At 42.6% G+C, this 17,006-nt stretch carries 14 protein-coding genes and 4 pseudogenes; 8 read left to right on the forward strand and 10 right to left on the reverse strand.

Annotated features, from left to right (window positions below):
* Positions 1 to 157, reverse strand: a pseudogene (locus NI470_RS13910) (aldehyde dehydrogenase); the annotation flags it as partial.
* A gap of 201 nt (positions 158 to 358) precedes the next feature.
* Here NI470_RS13910 and NI470_RS13915 point away from each other — a divergent pair.
* A complete protein-coding gene (locus tag NI470_RS13915) occupies positions 359 to 1,540 on the forward strand; it encodes a helix-turn-helix domain-containing protein (protein ID WP_004647792.1) in 1,182 nt (393 codons plus the stop codon).
* A 514-nt stretch (positions 1,541 to 2,054) separates the two neighbouring features.
* Here the strand turns inward: NI470_RS13915 and mdh are convergent.
* From mdh to NI470_RS13955, 8 genes and pseudogenes are all read right to left on the reverse strand, one after another.
* Positions 2,055 to 3,227: an iron-dependent methanol dehydrogenase gene (mdh, locus tag NI470_RS13920; RefSeq protein ID WP_253148773.1), complete on the reverse strand. Its 1,173-nt coding sequence runs from the start codon at positions 3,225 to 3,227 to the stop codon at positions 2,055 to 2,057.
* A 255-nt stretch (positions 3,228 to 3,482) separates the two neighbouring features.
* Positions 3,483 to 3,755: a hypothetical protein gene (locus NI470_RS13925; RefSeq protein WP_004647794.1), complete on the reverse strand. Its 273-nt coding sequence runs from the start codon at positions 3,753 to 3,755 to the stop codon at positions 3,483 to 3,485.
* Positions 3,752 to 5,311, reverse strand: coding sequence for a PepSY-associated TM helix domain-containing protein (locus NI470_RS13930; RefSeq protein WP_004647795.1), 1,560 nt, complete (start codon positions 5,309 to 5,311; stop codon positions 3,752 to 3,754). Before NI470_RS13930 ends, NI470_RS13925 begins: the two co-directional genes overlap by 4 nt.
* Positions 5,312 to 5,314: 3 nt before the next feature.
* Complete coding sequence (locus NI470_RS13935; RefSeq protein ID WP_253148775.1) at positions 5,315 to 5,596, reverse strand: hypothetical protein; 282 nt, start codon at positions 5,594 to 5,596, stop codon at positions 5,315 to 5,317.
* Between the two features lie 42 nt (positions 5,597 to 5,638).
* Complete coding sequence (locus tag NI470_RS13940; protein WP_253148776.1) at positions 5,639 to 6,250, reverse strand: DUF4198 domain-containing protein; 612 nt, start codon at positions 6,248 to 6,250, stop codon at positions 5,639 to 5,641.
* 71 nt (positions 6,251 to 6,321) lie between these two features.
* Positions 6,322 to 8,478 carry a TonB-dependent siderophore receptor gene (locus NI470_RS13945; protein WP_253148778.1) on the reverse strand — a complete coding sequence of 719 codons (2,157 nt, stop codon included), beginning with the start codon at positions 8,476 to 8,478 and terminating at the stop codon, positions 6,322 to 6,324.
* A 306-nt stretch (positions 8,479 to 8,784) separates the two neighbouring features.
* Positions 8,785 to 9,195 (reverse strand): annotated as a pseudogene (locus tag NI470_RS13950) (transposase); the annotation flags it as partial.
* Positions 9,185 to 9,715 (reverse strand): annotated as a pseudogene (locus NI470_RS13955) (TolC family protein); the annotation flags it as partial. The pseudogenes NI470_RS13955 and NI470_RS13950, both read right to left, overlap by 11 nt.
* Here NI470_RS13955 and NI470_RS13960 point away from each other — a divergent pair.
* The 7 genes and pseudogenes from NI470_RS13960 to bioD form a co-directional block, all read left to right on the forward strand.
* Positions 9,704 to 10,312, forward strand: a pseudogene (locus tag NI470_RS13960) (IS982 family transposase); the annotation flags it as partial. The pseudogenes NI470_RS13955 and NI470_RS13960 overlap by 12 nt on opposite strands.
* Before the next feature lie 148 nt (positions 10,313 to 10,460).
* Positions 10,461 to 11,450, forward strand: coding sequence for a biotin synthase BioB (bioB, locus tag NI470_RS13965; protein WP_253148780.1), 990 nt, complete (start codon positions 10,461 to 10,463; stop codon positions 11,448 to 11,450).
* A 66-nt stretch (positions 11,451 to 11,516) separates the two neighbouring features.
* Positions 11,517 to 12,227 carry an alpha/beta hydrolase family protein gene (locus NI470_RS13970; RefSeq protein ID WP_253148782.1) on the forward strand — a complete coding sequence of 237 codons (711 nt, stop codon included), beginning with the start codon at positions 11,517 to 11,519 and terminating at the stop codon, positions 12,225 to 12,227.
* An 88-nt stretch (positions 12,228 to 12,315) separates the two neighbouring features.
* Positions 12,316 to 13,596 (forward strand): adenosylmethionine--8-amino-7-oxononanoate transaminase, encoded by a 1,281-nt coding sequence (gene bioA, locus NI470_RS13975; protein ID WP_253148784.1) that lies wholly within the window; start codon positions 12,316 to 12,318, stop codon positions 13,594 to 13,596.
* Complete coding sequence (locus NI470_RS13980; RefSeq protein WP_253148786.1) at positions 13,593 to 14,762, forward strand: 8-amino-7-oxononanoate synthase; 1,170 nt, start codon at positions 13,593 to 13,595, stop codon at positions 14,760 to 14,762. The genes bioA and NI470_RS13980 overlap by 4 nt, the downstream gene beginning before the upstream one ends.
* Positions 14,729 to 15,514, forward strand: a complete 786-nt coding sequence (gene bioC, locus NI470_RS13985; RefSeq protein WP_253148788.1) for a malonyl-ACP O-methyltransferase BioC — start codon at positions 14,729 to 14,731, stop codon at positions 15,512 to 15,514. The genes NI470_RS13980 and bioC overlap by 34 nt, the downstream gene beginning before the upstream one ends.
* On the forward strand, positions 15,511 to 16,176 hold the full coding sequence (gene bioD / locus NI470_RS13990) for a dethiobiotin synthase (protein ID WP_044112456.1): 666 nt from the start codon (positions 15,511 to 15,513) through the stop codon (positions 16,174 to 16,176). The genes bioC and bioD overlap by 4 nt, the downstream gene beginning before the upstream one ends.
* A 421-nt stretch (positions 16,177 to 16,597) precedes the next feature.
* Here the strand turns inward: bioD and NI470_RS13995 are convergent, their stop codons facing one another.
* Positions 16,598 to 16,939: a histidine kinase dimerization/phospho-acceptor domain-containing protein gene (locus NI470_RS13995; protein ID WP_253148790.1), complete on the reverse strand. Its 342-nt coding sequence runs from the start codon at positions 16,937 to 16,939 to the stop codon at positions 16,598 to 16,600.
* Between the last annotated feature and the right edge of the window lie 67 nt (positions 16,940 to 17,006).

Here is a 17,006-nt window from a genome sequence, read left to right on the forward strand (position 1 = left end):
AACGCGGAACCTTGGTAAAGACTTTGCCATCTACCGGAGAGATGTTGTCAAAGTATTCACCTTTGACCGGAGCGACCCATTCGCCGCCAATAAAATTCTCGTATTGTGCTTTAAAATGAACTTTTGAATCAGGTTGATTAGGATCGACGTAACGCATATTTATTTCCTTTGCTTATTTTCGTATGGCAAAACCGCTTCTACAGCTTTGGTATAAGGTACTTCTGCACCTTATTTGATTAATATAACTGGTATAAGGTTGGAAAAAGGTTGGGGCTAGCATGTTCACGATATTTTCATCCATTTTAAAAAAATAACGATTACAGCGGATGTAAATCATGAATTGTTGTGAGAATAAGGAATGATGACAAAACAAGATTTGATGGAAAAAAGGCACAATACTGATCAGCTTCGGCAAAACAGCAGTTTGTCTCCCTTACATGCAGAACAGCTGGGACAGAGTATTGCCAGCTCCTGGCAACGTTCATCCTCGGCTGAAATCCCGAAGAATCGTTTAGCAGCACCGCTGACGGATTTAAAAAAGACCACTTCTTCCTCAACTTTAGCCCAAGCCCTGCAACATTGTGCTCAGGATTTAAAACATATTGCCGAGCAATCTTCTATGGTGCTGGCGGTCGGAGATATCGGCAGCACCATCATTTGGGCAGCTTCTAGCCCACAAATGCAAAGTGCCGCAGAAAGTGTACATTTTATTGAAGGTGGGCAATGGCGCGAAGAGCTAGTCGGAACCAATGCATTGGCATTATCCTTAAAAACTCAACAATCCAGCTGTGTCTTTTCCAGTGAACATTACATGTCCTCCATTCATGATTGGGTTTGTTACGCTGCCCCGATTATTGATCCCTATTCAAAACAGGTCTTAGGTGTCATTGATCTGTCGACTACCTGGCCAAAGCATAACAGTTTAGCACTACTAGCTGCGGAGCGCTGTGCTACGATCATCCAGTCGGCTCTACTAGAATGCCAGAAGCAGCGCCTGTTTATTCGAGCTTTTTCAGTACCTCAAGTGCTGTTTAATGGCAAGATGTTGGTTCTGACTCCTCGACAGATTGAAATTCTGACCATTCTAGCCTTATGTCCGCAGGGTCTGAGTCTAGATACATTGCATCAAGCCTTATATGGCGAGCGCAAGGTCAGTATGGGTACTTTAAAAGCAGAAATGTCACAATTACGCGATTTATTAGGTGGTATGCTGGGTTCCAGACCCTATCGTTTATTGGCGCATGTAGAGGCTGATTTTTTAATGACAGAGCAATCTTTAGATGCTGGGTATATCGATTCAGCCTTGAAATTATGTACCGGCGTATTTCTGGCCAAAACAGAAAGTCCATTTCTATGCGCTTGGAGAGATTGTCTGGAATCACGCCTGAGCGATGCCATTTTCAAGGCTAATGAAACCGATGTCTTGCTGAAACATGTGGCACATTTTCCTGAAGCGATTGATGCTGTAGAACGCCTGATTGAACTGATGCCCAAAAACCATCCCGTTCATCAGACTCTGTTAAAATATAAAAATCTTTAAAGCTGATGTAACTGTCGGTACAAAGCTAAACAGTTAAAATAGGAATATTCTGGAATATTAAGTATTATCCTTGCTTACTGTGGGTTTGCTTATTAATTTAGACTGAACCTGATCCTAAAATTTTTATCAGTGGCTACCCAGTTTGACCAGCCGCTTGATGGGATGCTCTTCATCAAAATCAGCTACGCTCACCTTCATGTCATTTGAAGGACGCGCAGTTTATTCCTCAGAGATTAAATATGATATTAAGATCATACGACGGGAAATTTTTTCTGGCTGGGACGGGCTAAAAAAATCGTGGCATTTTTCTACCATGGGATTAATGTCGATATTCATAATGAAGGGGACTTCATAAAAAAGAAACACCCCCCGCTTTTATCCTCTTATGAAGGCAAAAGGATCAGCCAGGAACAGGAAAATGCATGTCTGCTCTTGGCACACTTCCTCAGGAAATGAAACAGGGGCTGTTAAAAATGTAAGTCAGATGCTTGGAGAGAAGACTTACATTGAGGCACTACATCGCCGCTTTAAAAATATCTACCACTTGGGCATGGCTGGCTTTACGTGGATTGGTCAGCATGCAGGCATCTTTTTGTGCATTTTCCGCCATGATGGCCAAGTCAGCTTCTTTTACATTCAATTCCGTCAGCCCAGATGGAATACCAATTGAAGCCGAAAGCTGACGAATGGCGCCAATCGCTTCATAAGCTGCTTCAGTTACGGTTAAGCCTTCTGTATTCACCCCCATCAATTGGGCAATTTTGGCATAACGTTCAGGACAAGCAATCAGGTTAAATTCACAAACATGGGGGAGCAGAATTGCATTACAAACACCATGCGGCAAGTTGTAGAAGCCTCCGAGCTGATGTGCCATCGCATGCACATATCCTAAAGAGGCGTTGTTAAAGGCCATTCCGGCAAGATATTGGGCATAGCTCATGGCATCCCGTGCTTCCAGATTATCCCCATTCGCCACTGCCAGGCTAAGCCATTCGCTGATCATGGTAATCGCCTTTTCTGCACAGGCATCAGTGATTGGATTTGCTGCCGTAGACACATAAGCTTCTACTGCATGCGTCAAGGCATCCATACCTGTTGCCGCAGTCAGCCCTGCAGGTTTGGCCAACATAAGTTTAGGGTCATCAATCGCAATGAGTGGTGTACAACGCCAATCTACAATCGCCATTTTCACATGGGTATCGGTATTGGTAATGATACAGAAACGTGTCATCTCCGAAGCTGTCCCTGCCGTAGTATTGATTGCAATCAGTGGTGTCATCGGGACGGTACTTTTATCAATCCCTTCATAATCACGGATATGTCCGCCACCTGCAGTGACTAGACCAATGCCTTTGGCACAGTCATGTGAGGAACCCCCACCTAACGATACAATAAAATCACAGGCATTTTCATTATAAGCTGTAACTCCATGATGCACGTTAATATCAGTTGGATTGGGTTCCGCGCCTGGGAAAATATAACTGTCAACACCCGCCTCTTTCAAATAATTTGCAATATCATCTGCAACACCAAATTTAAACAGCCCCGCATCAGTTACAATCAGCGCTTTCTTGGCACCTAAATTTTGTGCTTTTATCCCGATTTCTTTAGCACAGCCCGGACCAAAAAGTGAAACACAGGGAATATAAAAACCGTTAGTTTGATCTGAAATTTTTTTAAAAGCCATGGCGTGATTCCTTCTACCATTAATTGATTATTTTATCGGTGACCCTCACCGTAATATAAGTATTGGATGAAGTGAAAAAGAATCCTACCTACCAAATACCTACCAATTTAAATTTCTGATTCTAGCCAAAATAATAAATCTGAAATATTTAAAAGTAGGTTGGCAAGGTTTAGCAGATACTGAGTAGATTGGTTCAATAGAGGGCATGTAAGTAGCGCACTAGGCTGTTTACTACTTTCTGATTTTAAATAAATACTAAAATGCTTTATTCATTTTTAAGATAAAGATAAACAGTACAGGGCTTAGAAATACCCATAAAGCCACAAAGCTAATACTGGAGCTAAACTGGGTACGTAATAAAAACATCGCGACGAATAAGAAAATACCCGCAGTGAATTTAGTGTGCGTAGGAAAATTAGCTAAAAAAGCGTAACGAGATTTTCGGGTTTTTAGGATCTGCTTTGCACTTACCGCATAAAAACCAAAACAGCTCAGCCAAAGCAGACCGATCACTGCAATCCATATCATGTTGATGATTCCTGTTGCGTAACTTTTAGTTTGGCGTGAATTTTATTGACCGCCTTTTGCTGAATAGGGGTAATTTTCTGGTGTAACAATAGGGCGAGAAGTGCCAAGTTCCACAGCATCAGATCGATTCGCAGAAATGGCCAGTAAGTTGTAAAAGAATCAATATAATCATGGAAAATGAGATAATAAATATTGATCAGCGGCAGCATAAAAGCAGTACCAATCAGGATTTTAAGCTGAATTTTCCATAAATATTGCTGCGGTGTTAAACATGCCAGAATGAAACTGCCGAGCCAAATACTGAAAAAACTATAAATCTCATAATTTGGTGCACCTACAGGGATGCTGATAAAACGATTCGCATAGAGATAAGCCAGCATGGCAATCGGCAAGCCAAGTATCATGGTGATATTCAAGCGGTTCACCAAATAATGTCCGAGATGAAACCGCGCTGATTTTTTCTGAATCTGGCGTTTCAGACTCCACAGCAGCAGACCGGAGGCAATCATGGCGCAGCCCAATATGCCAGAGAAAAACAATCCTAAACGTAAAGCAGGTTCAGCAAAACGTGCCATATGCAAACCATACATGCCGGCATTGAGTGTGGCAATTGCACTTTCATTGCGTGTATTTTCAAGCAATTTTCCGGTAGCAGCATTTAAAATGAGCTGTGCCTGATTTCTGGTAATGGAATGATCTTTGAGCTGTGTTAAGGTTATGTGTGCCAGCTGGGTATTGGGCTGCTTGACCGTGATATTGTCAAATTCCGCATGTCCCCAGTGTTGCTGCGCCGTGCTAATAAAATGTTGAATTGGCAGCATCTCGGTTTTCACCGGAACCACAGAGTTGGCCAATACATTGACTGTGCGAATTTCTTCAAAATACTGAAAGGGATTGTCTGGATAGAGTTTTTTCATGCCGGAAGGCAGTACGATATAAAAGAAAATCGCCAGCCCGGTAAATGTCATGGTCAAAAAGAACGGCAGGGCAATCACTGAACTAACATTATGAAAATCCAGATAGGAGCGCTGCCCCTTAAATGCTCTTAAGGTAAAAAAGTCTGTCAGGATTTTTTTATGGGTAATGATTCCTGAAATCAGAGTCAATAACATGATAAAGGCAGCAATCGTCACAATCAGCCGACCAATGGTGTAGGGCATACCATAGAGCTGAAAATGAAAATTATAGAAAAAATCTCCCCCTTGGGTGGCCGAGAGGTTTAATTCTTTTCCCGTCGAAGCATCCAGGGTTTTGACTTCATAGCCACCATCCGCTTTTTGCCAGTAGACTTTATTCACAGGTGAATCTTGATTGGCGACTCCGATATACCAGTTTTGGGCGTCCGGTGCATGCTGCTGTAAATAGCTGTAAGCAGATTTTAAGGCAGTTTCCTGATTGACTTGTATTGAGGCAAATTCAGGCTGCATCCATATACTGATTTCATGCCGGTAATAGGTGACCGCGCCTGTTAAAAAGATCGCGAAGAGCAGCCAGCCAAAACTTAAACCTAACCATGAATGTAGCCATGCCATGGATTGACGGACAGATTTATGCATGGTTTAACCTATGAAGCGGGAGATGGCAAATAAGCTAAGGAAAGGAAGCAGGCTATAGACCGAAAGCTTTTTTAAACTCTGGATACAGAAGATGCCAATCACAAAACAGACATAAAAAATCAGGGCAATAACGGCGGCCAAATAGACGGATTCTGCTTTGGGCAAATAAGCTTGTAAAAAGTAAGCCAGATCGAGTGCGATTAAATAACTGCACAAGTAGCCAATGCCAAAGGTCATGCCTAAGCGATAGAGAATGGCAAGTGGCTGCACTACAACAGACATCATATTTGGCCTTGAATAAATCTATACTGATGAAAATCTAAAAACTTAATAAACAAAACTTAAAGTCGTTACCAGATACTGTTTTTTATAGGCCTGCTGATTCAATTTTCCTGCCTTGTCTGCTTCTTTGCCAACTTCAATGACATATTGACCTTTCCATGGCGTGGCAATGGTAATCTGGCCTTGGCTGTTGGTGGTGTATTTTTTTAGCCAGAATTGCGGGGAGAAGACTGTGACTTCAGTATCCACAGCAGGTTTACCCTGATACAGCACCGTGAATGTATGGCTGTTGATTTGGGTCGGGACAATATCCAGTTCGGACTCAGCTTGCAGGTTCTGTCTACCTGCTTTGGCATGATAGCTCAGCAATGATTCGCCATAGATCAGTTCATGACTAAGTTGGACATCGGTCTGGCCTTGGGTCGCATAGACCAAATGATCCTGTTGCATTTGAGGACTAAATGTTTTTTTGGCCTGAATGGCCTTTGCTTGATTAAAAGACTTCAAGGCACCTTGCTGCGTTTCTTTAAGCTGTTCACTATATTCACCAAAGAACGCATGAGTCTGCTTATCTGTATCACGTTCCAGCCAAAGCATATGCGCCTGAGCTGAAAGTGTCATAGACAGTCCGAGGGTCAGAGCGATCATTTTTTTCATTTGTTTTACCTGTTTTTGTGTATGTAGTGATGATTTAGCCCTGAACATGTCGTCAAGGCTAAGTTTGAAAATCAGTATTTAAATTTCACAGCAACGCTGTAATTTGCTGGTGCACCATAAAAACCTTGCTGATTCGGGAAATTGAACAGATATTTTTCATTGGTCAGGTTATTACCATTGGCTTGCAAGGTCATATGCTCATTCAGCTCATAGCTGGCCATTAAGTTCACGAGCGCATAAGCATCCTGCTCAATGATTCCAGCTTTCTGGGTAATCACTCCATTGGCGGTTGCTTCAGGCACATCTAGATAGGTCTGATCTTGCCACTGCACACCAAGGCCCAGTTTCAGTTTTGGAAGTTGCGGCACCTGATAGGTAGTTAAAAGATTAAAAGACTGGGTTGGATTGAAGGTACGCGCATCACCGCCATTGATCAGATCTTTCAGGCTAAACTGGGTATAACCAAAGCTTAAGTTTAAATGGTCGCTCAGTTGTCCCGCCAAGCCGAACTCGTAGCCTTGGGAACGCAAGTCACTAACCTGAGTCTTGCGTAAAGTCGGAATACCATCAGAATCACGAAGCGGATAATTACTTTGCTCCGTTCTAAACACGGCCATGGTGGCGGTAAGCTTGTCATCTAGCCAAGAACCTTTTACTCCGACTTCATAGCTTTCACCTTCGATCGGCTTGTTAATGCTGCCATCATCTGCTTTGGTGGTTTGCGGACGGAAAATCGAGGTATAACTCAGGTAACCTGTATATTCAGGGCTAAAGTTATAGGTCAAACCGGCATAGGGTAAAACTTTATCTTCATCATAAATGGTGTCGGTCCCATAACTGCTACCACTGCTTTCAGCCTGAACATAGTTCGCACCTAAAAGCAGTTTCAGATCATCATTCAGATGCAGTCGGGTCGCAGCATAAAGGCTCTGGTTCTTCTGCCGGATATGCATTTCCCCACTGGTTTTCGATAGATCCCAGCTTGGTTCTTCTGGTGTAAAGCTGGCTAAATCTGTGGTCAGCGGATTGACAAAGCTGCCAGCATAACCCAATTCATCCAGACTATTCTTGGCCCAGACATAGCCCAATGAGGCTTCATGGCGTTGTCCCCAAAGCGGATAGGTGCCGCTAAAACTCAGGCTGGCTTGTTGTTCTGTATTGTCATCAATATACATGCCTGGGTAGAGGAAGATACCTGAAGTGCCATTTGCGCCAGGTTTTCCAGACAGAAACAAGAGTTTTGAATCACGTTGTGTGCGTTTTTCATCATAAGTCAGTTTGGCTGTCCAGTCGCCTGCCAGTTTTCGTTCAAGCTCGGCAAAGTAACTTTTAATATTGCTATCCCAATAGGTCCAGCTTGGGCTGTAATTATAATTCCGTGAGTAACTGAGCTGCTCACCTTCGGTATTGATCAGTGGATTAGAACCCCAATTCACACCATTCGGCTTATGATTGCTTTCAGTATAGCCTGCGGTCAATAGGGTTGTGTCAGTTACATCTGCCTCCACAACAGCACCTATGCCGTTCTTTTTCAGTTCATAACGATCCAGATAACTGTCACCATTCTGTTGATAGCCAAATACACGGCCTCTGATTTTTCCATCCTGGGTGAGAGGAGAGGATATATCTGCTTCATAGCGCTGCGTATTCCATGAACCGTAACTGGCATTCAAGGCTGCCTGAAGTTCCTGAGTAGGGCGTTTGCGAATCATGTTAATGGTTGCACCAGGATCGCCAATTCCATTATTTAAGGCATTTGCGCCTTTCACCACTTCGATACGGTCAAACAAAAAACTGTCCGGATTATCATTATTATAATTATAGCCTTCGAGTGGAATACCAACGCCATCCACTAAAACATTCGAAATCTCGAAACCTCGGGCAAGGTAGGAGCTCCGTTCCGTTTCCTGATTGTTGACAATAATGCCAGGGGCATTACGCAGTACTTCCCGGGTATTATCTAAGGCAAAGTCATCCAGTTGCTGGCGAGTGATGACATTGACTGTTTGCGGCGTTTCCTTGAGTGGAATATTCAGTTTTGAGGCGGTTGACGAATTTTGGATGATATAAGCCTTACTCTGTTCGGAGCTGAGCTCACTCTGTTCTGATTCCGCTGTAACTGTAATCGTCGGTAATTGCTGAGTATCATCGGCAAAACTTTGCTGGGACACTAAAATTGCAAGACTAAGAAGAGAAAGCTTAAATGATGGAGGAACGGTATAAAACATTTTAGTTAATGTAAATGATAACAATTATCAGTAATATTATTGTTTAATATCTCTTAAAGCAATCTCAATATAATAGGAAATCCAAATGAAAAATGAGTTAATGATAGGTAAATCTACAAATAAAAGTTTAATGTAAGGAGTAGGGAACAATAAAATATCACTGTTAAAAAAAGATGTTATTACCTTACTTTTGTGCTCCTGAACCAATTTGTTTATATACTGCACTATAAATTTTCAAATCCTCAATCTGGAGTGACTTTGTTGCATAAAGGCTTCAGAGATAGATCTTTTCTAAGTTACTCGAATTCAAGTGACAACTTGGGTATGAGGTCGACCTAATTCCGTTAATTTATCGCCTAATAATTTAATGCAATACATTTTGGTTTTGACCAAACTTCGCCGATGATAGCCTGACCATTTCTTCCATAGTGTCCTGCCTAAACATTTAACGGTTCGAAGTAATTCATTTCGCTCTTGCGAATGAACTTTTGTAGTTTTCTAAGGCTTTGCATTTTTTCTGGAGGGAACTACCGCATATGCTTACCGGTCTGCAATGACTTGACGGCATTGCTTGGTGTTATAAGCCTCGTCTGTATAAACTGAATCAATCTGTTCATCCAACGGAATTTGATCAAGTAACTCCCCAAGGATTCGTGAATCACTCACATTATTCGTTGTGAGCTGAACTGCTCGTATTTGAAGAGTTTTAGCATCTATAGTGGGTATTGGTATGTTGAATGTAGTTCGGAAATTCTGTAATCGAGCCATGGCTTTGTAATAGGGTGGCCAGTGACATCACATATTTGTAGGCATTCAAGGCAGTTTCAGCTCGTAGTCCGCTCAGCATATTTTGTGCATCGATGACCTGTGTGGCGGTGCCCATATCTTCTTTAAAAGACAATTCTTGGATGCGTAAATTTTCCTGTGCGGCTTTCAAGTTTTGTGCCAGAAGTGCATCACTTTGCTGTGCACTGAGTGCTTCGCTATAAGATTTATAAATCAGATTTTCAATTTCTTGCTGGGTGCGTGCAGTGAGTAATTCTGTAGCAGAGCGTTTGAGTTCGGCAGCCTGAATATTCTTGTTTTTATCGATCCCGGAAAACAGGTTATAGCGTGCGGCAACTCCGACAATCCAGTTTTCATTTTGATCCAGACTATATTCGCCAAAAGCAAAAACATTCGGTTTTTTTGCCGCTTGCTGGGCTTTCACATTGGCTTGAGCCAATTGGGTATGCATGAATTAGCTCTACATGCTTTACATGTGGCACTGATGAAAGGCCAAGGTACACAATATTTATGGATTGATTCAACAACTCTGCCAATTTGTAAAAATCAACGTATTTAGCGTCATAAATCATTAATCCAAATTGCATCACATGGTAGAAGCTCACTGGGCTGGTTTTATGGCTGTAAATTACGTATTGCGATGAATCAATTTGGTGAAATTGCCTGTTCTGCTTTATCGAATGGACATGTTGCTAATATAAAAATGGTTGAGCAATTGGTTGCTGGTATAGAAGCAAAACTTTACGGGGATCGAGGTTACATCAGCCAAGAATTAAAAATTAGATTGAAAGATCAAGGTATTGATTTAATTACTTATCATCGGAAGAATATGCAGGCTATTCAACTCTGTGCATCAGATAAATATCACTTAAGACAACGCAATAAAATAGAAATATTATTCGGCTTATTGAAGGGGCAATACAATTTAGTGACGAGTAAAGCACGTAGTCTTCATGGATTTCTGCGTGGAATTTACGCCTCACTATGTGGATATCAATTAACCCATCGAAATAAGCCAACAATTCAAATTAAGGACTCATCGGCTTAAGCAGGATTCGGGTTAAATAAGCTTTCAAAAATAGCTTGACACACTAAAGCTATTTTAAGCAGGCAATGAATATGAAAGAAAACGCTAAAGAAAAATAAAAAAAACAGCGTATGATTTACTCAATGGAATTTTAGATGATGCAGACAAGATGATCCGTAATGATTGGTCACGTGCCGAAATACAAGAAATTTATGACTTGCCTTTAATGGATTTACTGTTACAGGCACAGCAAATTCATCGCCAAAACTTTGAACCGAATACTGTTCAGGTCAGTACTCTGCTTTCAATTAAAACGGGCCGTTGTCCGGAAGATTGTAAATACTGTTCGCAATCTGCACATTACGATACTGATCTGGAAATTGAAAAACGCGTAGAAGTACAAAAGGCGATTGCTGAAGCCAAACAGGCCAAAGCTTCCGGTTCGACCCGTTTCTGCATGGGCGCAGCATGGCGTAATCCGCATGAACGCGATATGCCGTATGTGCTGGAACTGGTGCAGGAAGTCAAGAAACTGGGCATGGAAACCTGTATGACTCTAGGAATGCTGAATGCCTCACAAGCGGAACGTCTGAAAGATGCAGGGCTAGATTATTATAACCACAACCTTGATACCTCACGTGAATATTATGCCAATGTCATCAGTACACGTAGCTTTGATGACCGCTTAAATACGCTTGATCATGTGCGTAATGCCGGAATTAATGTCTGTAGTGGCGGTATTGTCGGCTTGGGCGAAGGCGTACAAGACCGAGTCGGTTTGTTATTTGAACTAGCGACTATGCCGATTCACCCGGGTTCGGTGCCCATAAATATGCTGGTTCCTATTGAAGGCACACCACTGGCCGATGTTGAAAAACTGGATGTGATTGACTGGATTCGTACTATTGCGGTAGCACGGATTATTATGCCGAAGAGTTATATCCGCTTGTCGGCAGGTCGTGAATCTATCTCTGACTCTGATCAGGCACTGGCATTTATGGCTGGAGCTAACTCATTATTTTCAGGTGATAAATTGCTTACTGCCCCGAACAGTGGTGAAGGTAAAGACAAAGCCTTGTTTGCTAAATTAGGCTTAAAAGCTGAAGCTGCCAAGAAAACAGCTAAAGAATTGGCTATAGATGCGATGCAACCTGCTTAATTAATCGTGTAACAAACAGGGATCATTTCAACTTGAATTGGTCCCTTTTTTATTGGAACAGACAAAATGAAGATACTGATGATTACGGGTTGGGGGCTAGGAACAGCGGTCTTAACCCCGTTTGTAGAACAGTTGCGGCAGCAGCATCAAGTTAAAGTATGGGATATTTTCGATCCTAACGTAGAAAGTCTTTTGGCCGAAAAAGTCAGGCAGGCGAGTTCGTTTGATGTCTTGATGGGGTGGTCTTTGGGTGGACAGTTGGCACTTTTGCTGGCTAATGAAATCCAGCAACAACTGAAAATTGCCAAGCCAGTGATTTGCTGTATGTCAAATCCCTGTTTCGTGGCCAATGAAGCATGGCCACAGGCGATGCCAGTTGAACAATATACACAATTTAAATCTTCCATACTGGCTGATCCAAAACGCGGGATGCAGCGCTTCTGTACCTTGGTCACTTTAGCTGGCGCAGCAGCGCGTGAACGTGCAAAATTATTGCACCAACAGTTAAATAGTATTGATTTAAACTATCAGGTTAAGCATCTTTATCTATTGCAGCAATTAAATCTAGTGGATATCTTAAAAAATCATTCAGTCAAGATGCTATTTATATTTTCCGAGAATGATATGTTGGTTCCTTACAAAGTTAGTCAAGAATCCGTGTTTTTAACAACCCAAAATCTGAATTTGGTAAAAATACAGGGCACGCACGATGCCATCCTTTTTGATACCAAGTTACTCGTTGAGCCAATTTTAAAATTTTTAGCCGATCTGGCTTAAGCAAAAAGAGATTGGTAGCTCTTGACGTTTCATTTTCAGATTTAACGCGCTAAGATCAGTTTTAGTTTTAATAATTGGGGTAAATTCTGTGCAGGACGCTTTTGATCAACAGCATATTTGGCATCCTTATACCTCCATGACACAACCCTTGCCATGTTACAAAGTTAAAGCTGCAAATGGTGCAGTCATTGAACTTGAAGATGGTACCGAGCTGATTGATGGCATGTCGTCCTGGTGGTGCACAATTCACGGTTATAATCATTCTGAACTCAATCAGGCCGTAACAAAACAATTAGAGTCGATGTCACATATCATGTTTGGTGGTTTGACTCATCAGCCTGCGATTGATGTGTCTAAACTGCTACTCGAGATCACGGCGCCTGAACTGGATAAAATTTTCTTTGCCGATTCCGGCTCGGTCGCGGTTGAGGTGGCGTTGAAAATGGCTGTGCAATATTGGAATGCACGTCAGCAACCACAAAAAACTAACTTTGTTACCACACGCTCTGGCTATCATGGCGACACATGGAATGCCATGTCGGTTTGTGATCCTGTAACTGGTATGCATCAAATTTTTGGTTCGAGTTTGCCGAACCGTTTATTTGTTCCGGCACCTCAAAGCCGTTTTGATGGGGCATGGCAACCCGAAGATATACATCCACTTGAGCGCCTGCTGGTACAGCAGCATCAACAGATTGCTGCCATGATCATTGAGCCGATTGTGCAAGGTGCAGGCGGGATGCGTTTCTATCATCCAGAATATTTAAAGCAAGCTAAGTTGTTGTGTGAAAAGTACGATGTACTGCTGATTTTAGATGAAATTGCCACCGGTTTTGGCCGCACTGGAAAACTATTTGCTTATGAACACGCTCAGGTCACACCAGACATTATGTGTATCGGTAAGGCATTGACTGGTGGTTATATGACCCTGTCAGCGACCTTAACCACTCGCCATGTAGCAGAGACGATTTCAAGTGGTGAAGCGGGTGTGTTCATGCATGGCCCAACTTTTATGGCTAATCCGTTGGCCTGTGCGGTCGCATTGAAAAGTACCCAGCTGTTACTGGCTCAAGACTGGCAGACGCGTATTCAACAGATTGAAAGTACACTAGAACAATATTTACTGGATTTAAAATCCTTGGCACAAGTCAAAGATGTGCGTGTCCTCGGCGCAATTGGCGTGGTTGAGCTACATCAAACTGTTGATTTGGCGCGTTTTCAGGCTGAATGTGTATGCCGTGGCGTCTGGATTCGTCCTTTTGGCCGTCTGGTCTATGTCATGCCGCCATATGTAATTTCAACACAGCAACTTGAAACTTTATTAAAGCATATGCGGGAGATGATTCAGCAGATAGAGGCAGTAGCATGAACCATCTTGAGCATTTCCAGCAGCAGCTAGATGACTTGAAACAGCAAGGGCAATATCGACAGTTTAAGTCCAATATTTCTAGCCAGCCACGATTGCAACTCAATGGCCAAGAGATGCTGAATTTGGCATCCAACGACTATTTAGGTCTGGCATCCAACTTAATGCTACGTGAAGAATTTTTTGACCTCACGCCGATGTCTGAGCGATATATGAGTTCAAGCTCTTCACGTTTACTGACGGGAAACTTTCCCAATTTTGAACAACTTGAAGCACAGATGTCACAGGCTTTTGGACGTTCAGTACTGCTGTTTAATAGTGGTTATCACATGAATATCGGGATTCTTCCTGCGCTCAGTAATGCTAAAACCATGATCATTGCTGACAAACTGGTACATGCCAGTATTATCGACGGGATTCGTTTATCCAAAGCTGGCTATGTGCGTTACCGCCATAATGACCTGCAGCATTTGACTCAGTTTTTAGAAAAATATCAGTCAGATGAATCTATCCAGCGCATCATTGTGGTAACTGAATCAATTTTCAGTATGGATGGGGATGAAACAGATTTAGCTGCTTTGGTGGCATTAAAACAGCAGTTTGCAAAAGTCATGCTCTATGTCGATGAGGCACATGCAATTGGTGTGCGCGGTGAACGTGGATTGGGCTGCGCAGAACAGTATCAAGTATTGGATCAGATTGATTTCCTGGTCGGTACCTTTGGCAAGGCTTTGGCTTCAGTTGGGGGTTATCTGGTCTGTGCGCCAGTGATTCGTGACTATCTGATTAATAGCATGCGACCTTTAATTTTTAGTACCGCCCAGCCGCCACTATGTATGGCCTGGACTAGATTTATTTTTCAGAAGGTAGAGCAGCTTCAGGCGGGACGAGTACATTTGGCAGCATTGGCTGTACGCTGTCAGCAGGGCATTCAAGACTTGGGATATCACTGTCCGTCAACTTCGCAAATTGTGCCGGTACTGATTGGTGAGGCAAAACGCACCATTCAGGCGGCTGAAATTATGCAACAGCAGGGATTTTATGTGCTACCAGTACGTCCGCCAACGGTTCCTGCCAATACCTCCAGACTCAGAATCTGCCTGAATCAGAACATTTCTGCGGATGAGCTGGATGCATGTCTGCAGGTGCTGAGGAATTTGCCGCGATGAACAGCAAACAAATTGCCCAACGTTTTGCTCAGGCAAATCTCAGTTATGAGCAGCATGCGCTTGTACAAAGTGCCGTAGCGGCAGAGTTGATGCAGTTCATGCAGCAGCATGTAGCACAACCACATTTGCAAAGGGTATTGGAAATTGGCTGCGGTTCAGGGTTTTTTACCCGGCTTTTTATGCAGTATTACAGCTTTGATCATTTATTTTTAAATGATCTATATGCCGAAGTGAAGCAGCATTTCCCGGAAGCTGATCGGCTTTTGTGGGGGATTGGTAATATTGAAACCTTGCCACTGCCGCAGTCTCTGGACATGGTGCTGTCGTGTTCTGCATTGCAATGGATCTCGGATTTAAAAGCATTGTTGCTCAACATTGCGCAGGCCTTAAATCCCTCTGGGCATCTGTGTTTTGCCAGTTATACGGACAATAATTTAAAGGAAATTAAGGCACTGACCGGACAAGGCTTGGATTATCTGCCTTTAGCGGAGGTCTGTGAACTGCTTGAATCCTTAGGCTTTGACATTCTGCTGCAGACAGAAGAACAGATGACCTTGCATTTTGAGCATCCGAAACAGGTGTTACAGCATATCAAATCCACTGGTGTACAGGCGACGGCACAGGGGTTTCGGTGGACAAAATCGTCCTTACAGGATTTTTATACCGGCTATCAACAATTCCAAGATCCTAAAAGCAAACAGTATGTACTGACCTATCATCCGATTTATGTCATTGCACGGAAGACAGCATGAGCGCACAGATTTATTTTGTCAGCGGCATTGATACCGCAATTGGTAAAACCTTTACTACTGGTTTCTTGGCCAAAATTTGGAATGAGCAGGGTATTCGTACTATAACCCAAAAGCTGATCCAGACCGGAAATGTCGATATATCAGAAGATATCGAACAGCATCGTGCAATTATGGGTTGTGGACTGTTACCGGAAGACCAGCAAAAACTGACCATGCCGGAAATTTTTACGTATCCGGCTTCACCGCATCTTGCTGCGCGTCTAGATGGGCGAGCCATTAATTTTGAACAGATTCAGCAGGCCACCGAACAGCTGGCTGCGGGCTATGACTGTATTTTGCTGGAAGGTGCAGGTGGTCTAATGGTGCCCTTAACCGAAGAGTTCCTAACTATTGATTATATTCAGACACATAATTATCCGGTGATTCTCGTCACTTCAGGGCGTTTGGGTAGTATTAATCATACCTTGCTGAGTCTTGAGTTATTAAAACTCCGCGGGGTTCAATTATATGCCATTGCTTTTAATCATGCAGATAACTCCAAAGATCCCTTGATCGCTGAAGATACCATTGCTTATTTAAAACAGTATTTGCAGCGTGATTTTGCTGATACGACATGGGTTGATATTCCAGCTTTAAATTTAGCCCTGTCTTCTCATAAGTAAGTGATCCGCTTGCAGCGAGGCTGATGTGAATGCTTAAATATTGAGGTTGCGCCACTGTAAATTGAATCTGATAGCCATATTTGTTTAACACCATTTTCATCAAATATAAGTCTAGCCCATGCCCATTTTGCTAGGGAGATTTATGTCAGAAACGCTGTTCCAAGTATGCATATCTTCAACCTTTGATTATCATTATGAATGATCAGCACACATGCAGCATAGCAATTGAAATGGTGTTTGCCTGTGCATGCAATAGAGCATTGTTAAGTAGGTTTTTAAAGACGGTATCTAGTTCAAAATCGGGTAGGGCAATTCGGGTCAGGCTCGGTCAGTCAATTGTTAAACTGGGTTCAATTTCCGGATAAAGCGACTGTAAATCGGCAATCACCTGAGTCAGGAGCCGTGCAATTTCAATACTGTACTAGATATCACTCAGTACTTGATCGGTAGAGGAAAGTGCTAGAAGCTGTTCCAGTAGCTGGGTACATCGGCGGATACTAAGGTGTACCTGCTGCAAGCTCTGTTGCAATTTGGGCGAGCTTGCCTGTTGTTCTGCCATCAGTTGTGCAAGCTGAATATGAGTTTTGATCGCGGTTAAAGGACTACGCAATTCATGGGCGGCGTATGAACTAAATACTTTTTCATTTTCCGGATTTTGATGCAGTTTATGTATTAAGTGCTTAGAGTTTTGGGCAAAGGACTGTACCTTGGAAGGCATTACTTTGGCATCTAAGGTTTTTAAATAGTGAGTAGCATCATTCACTGATAAATTTGGCTGACTTAAAAGGTTGAAACTTCATCTAAGGCTTTAAGCTCTCGACGAATAATCA

The organism is Acinetobacter lwoffii (assembly GCF_024129115.1).
GTDB classification, from domain to species: Bacteria; Pseudomonadota; Gammaproteobacteria; order Pseudomonadales; family Moraxellaceae; genus Acinetobacter; species Acinetobacter lwoffii_T.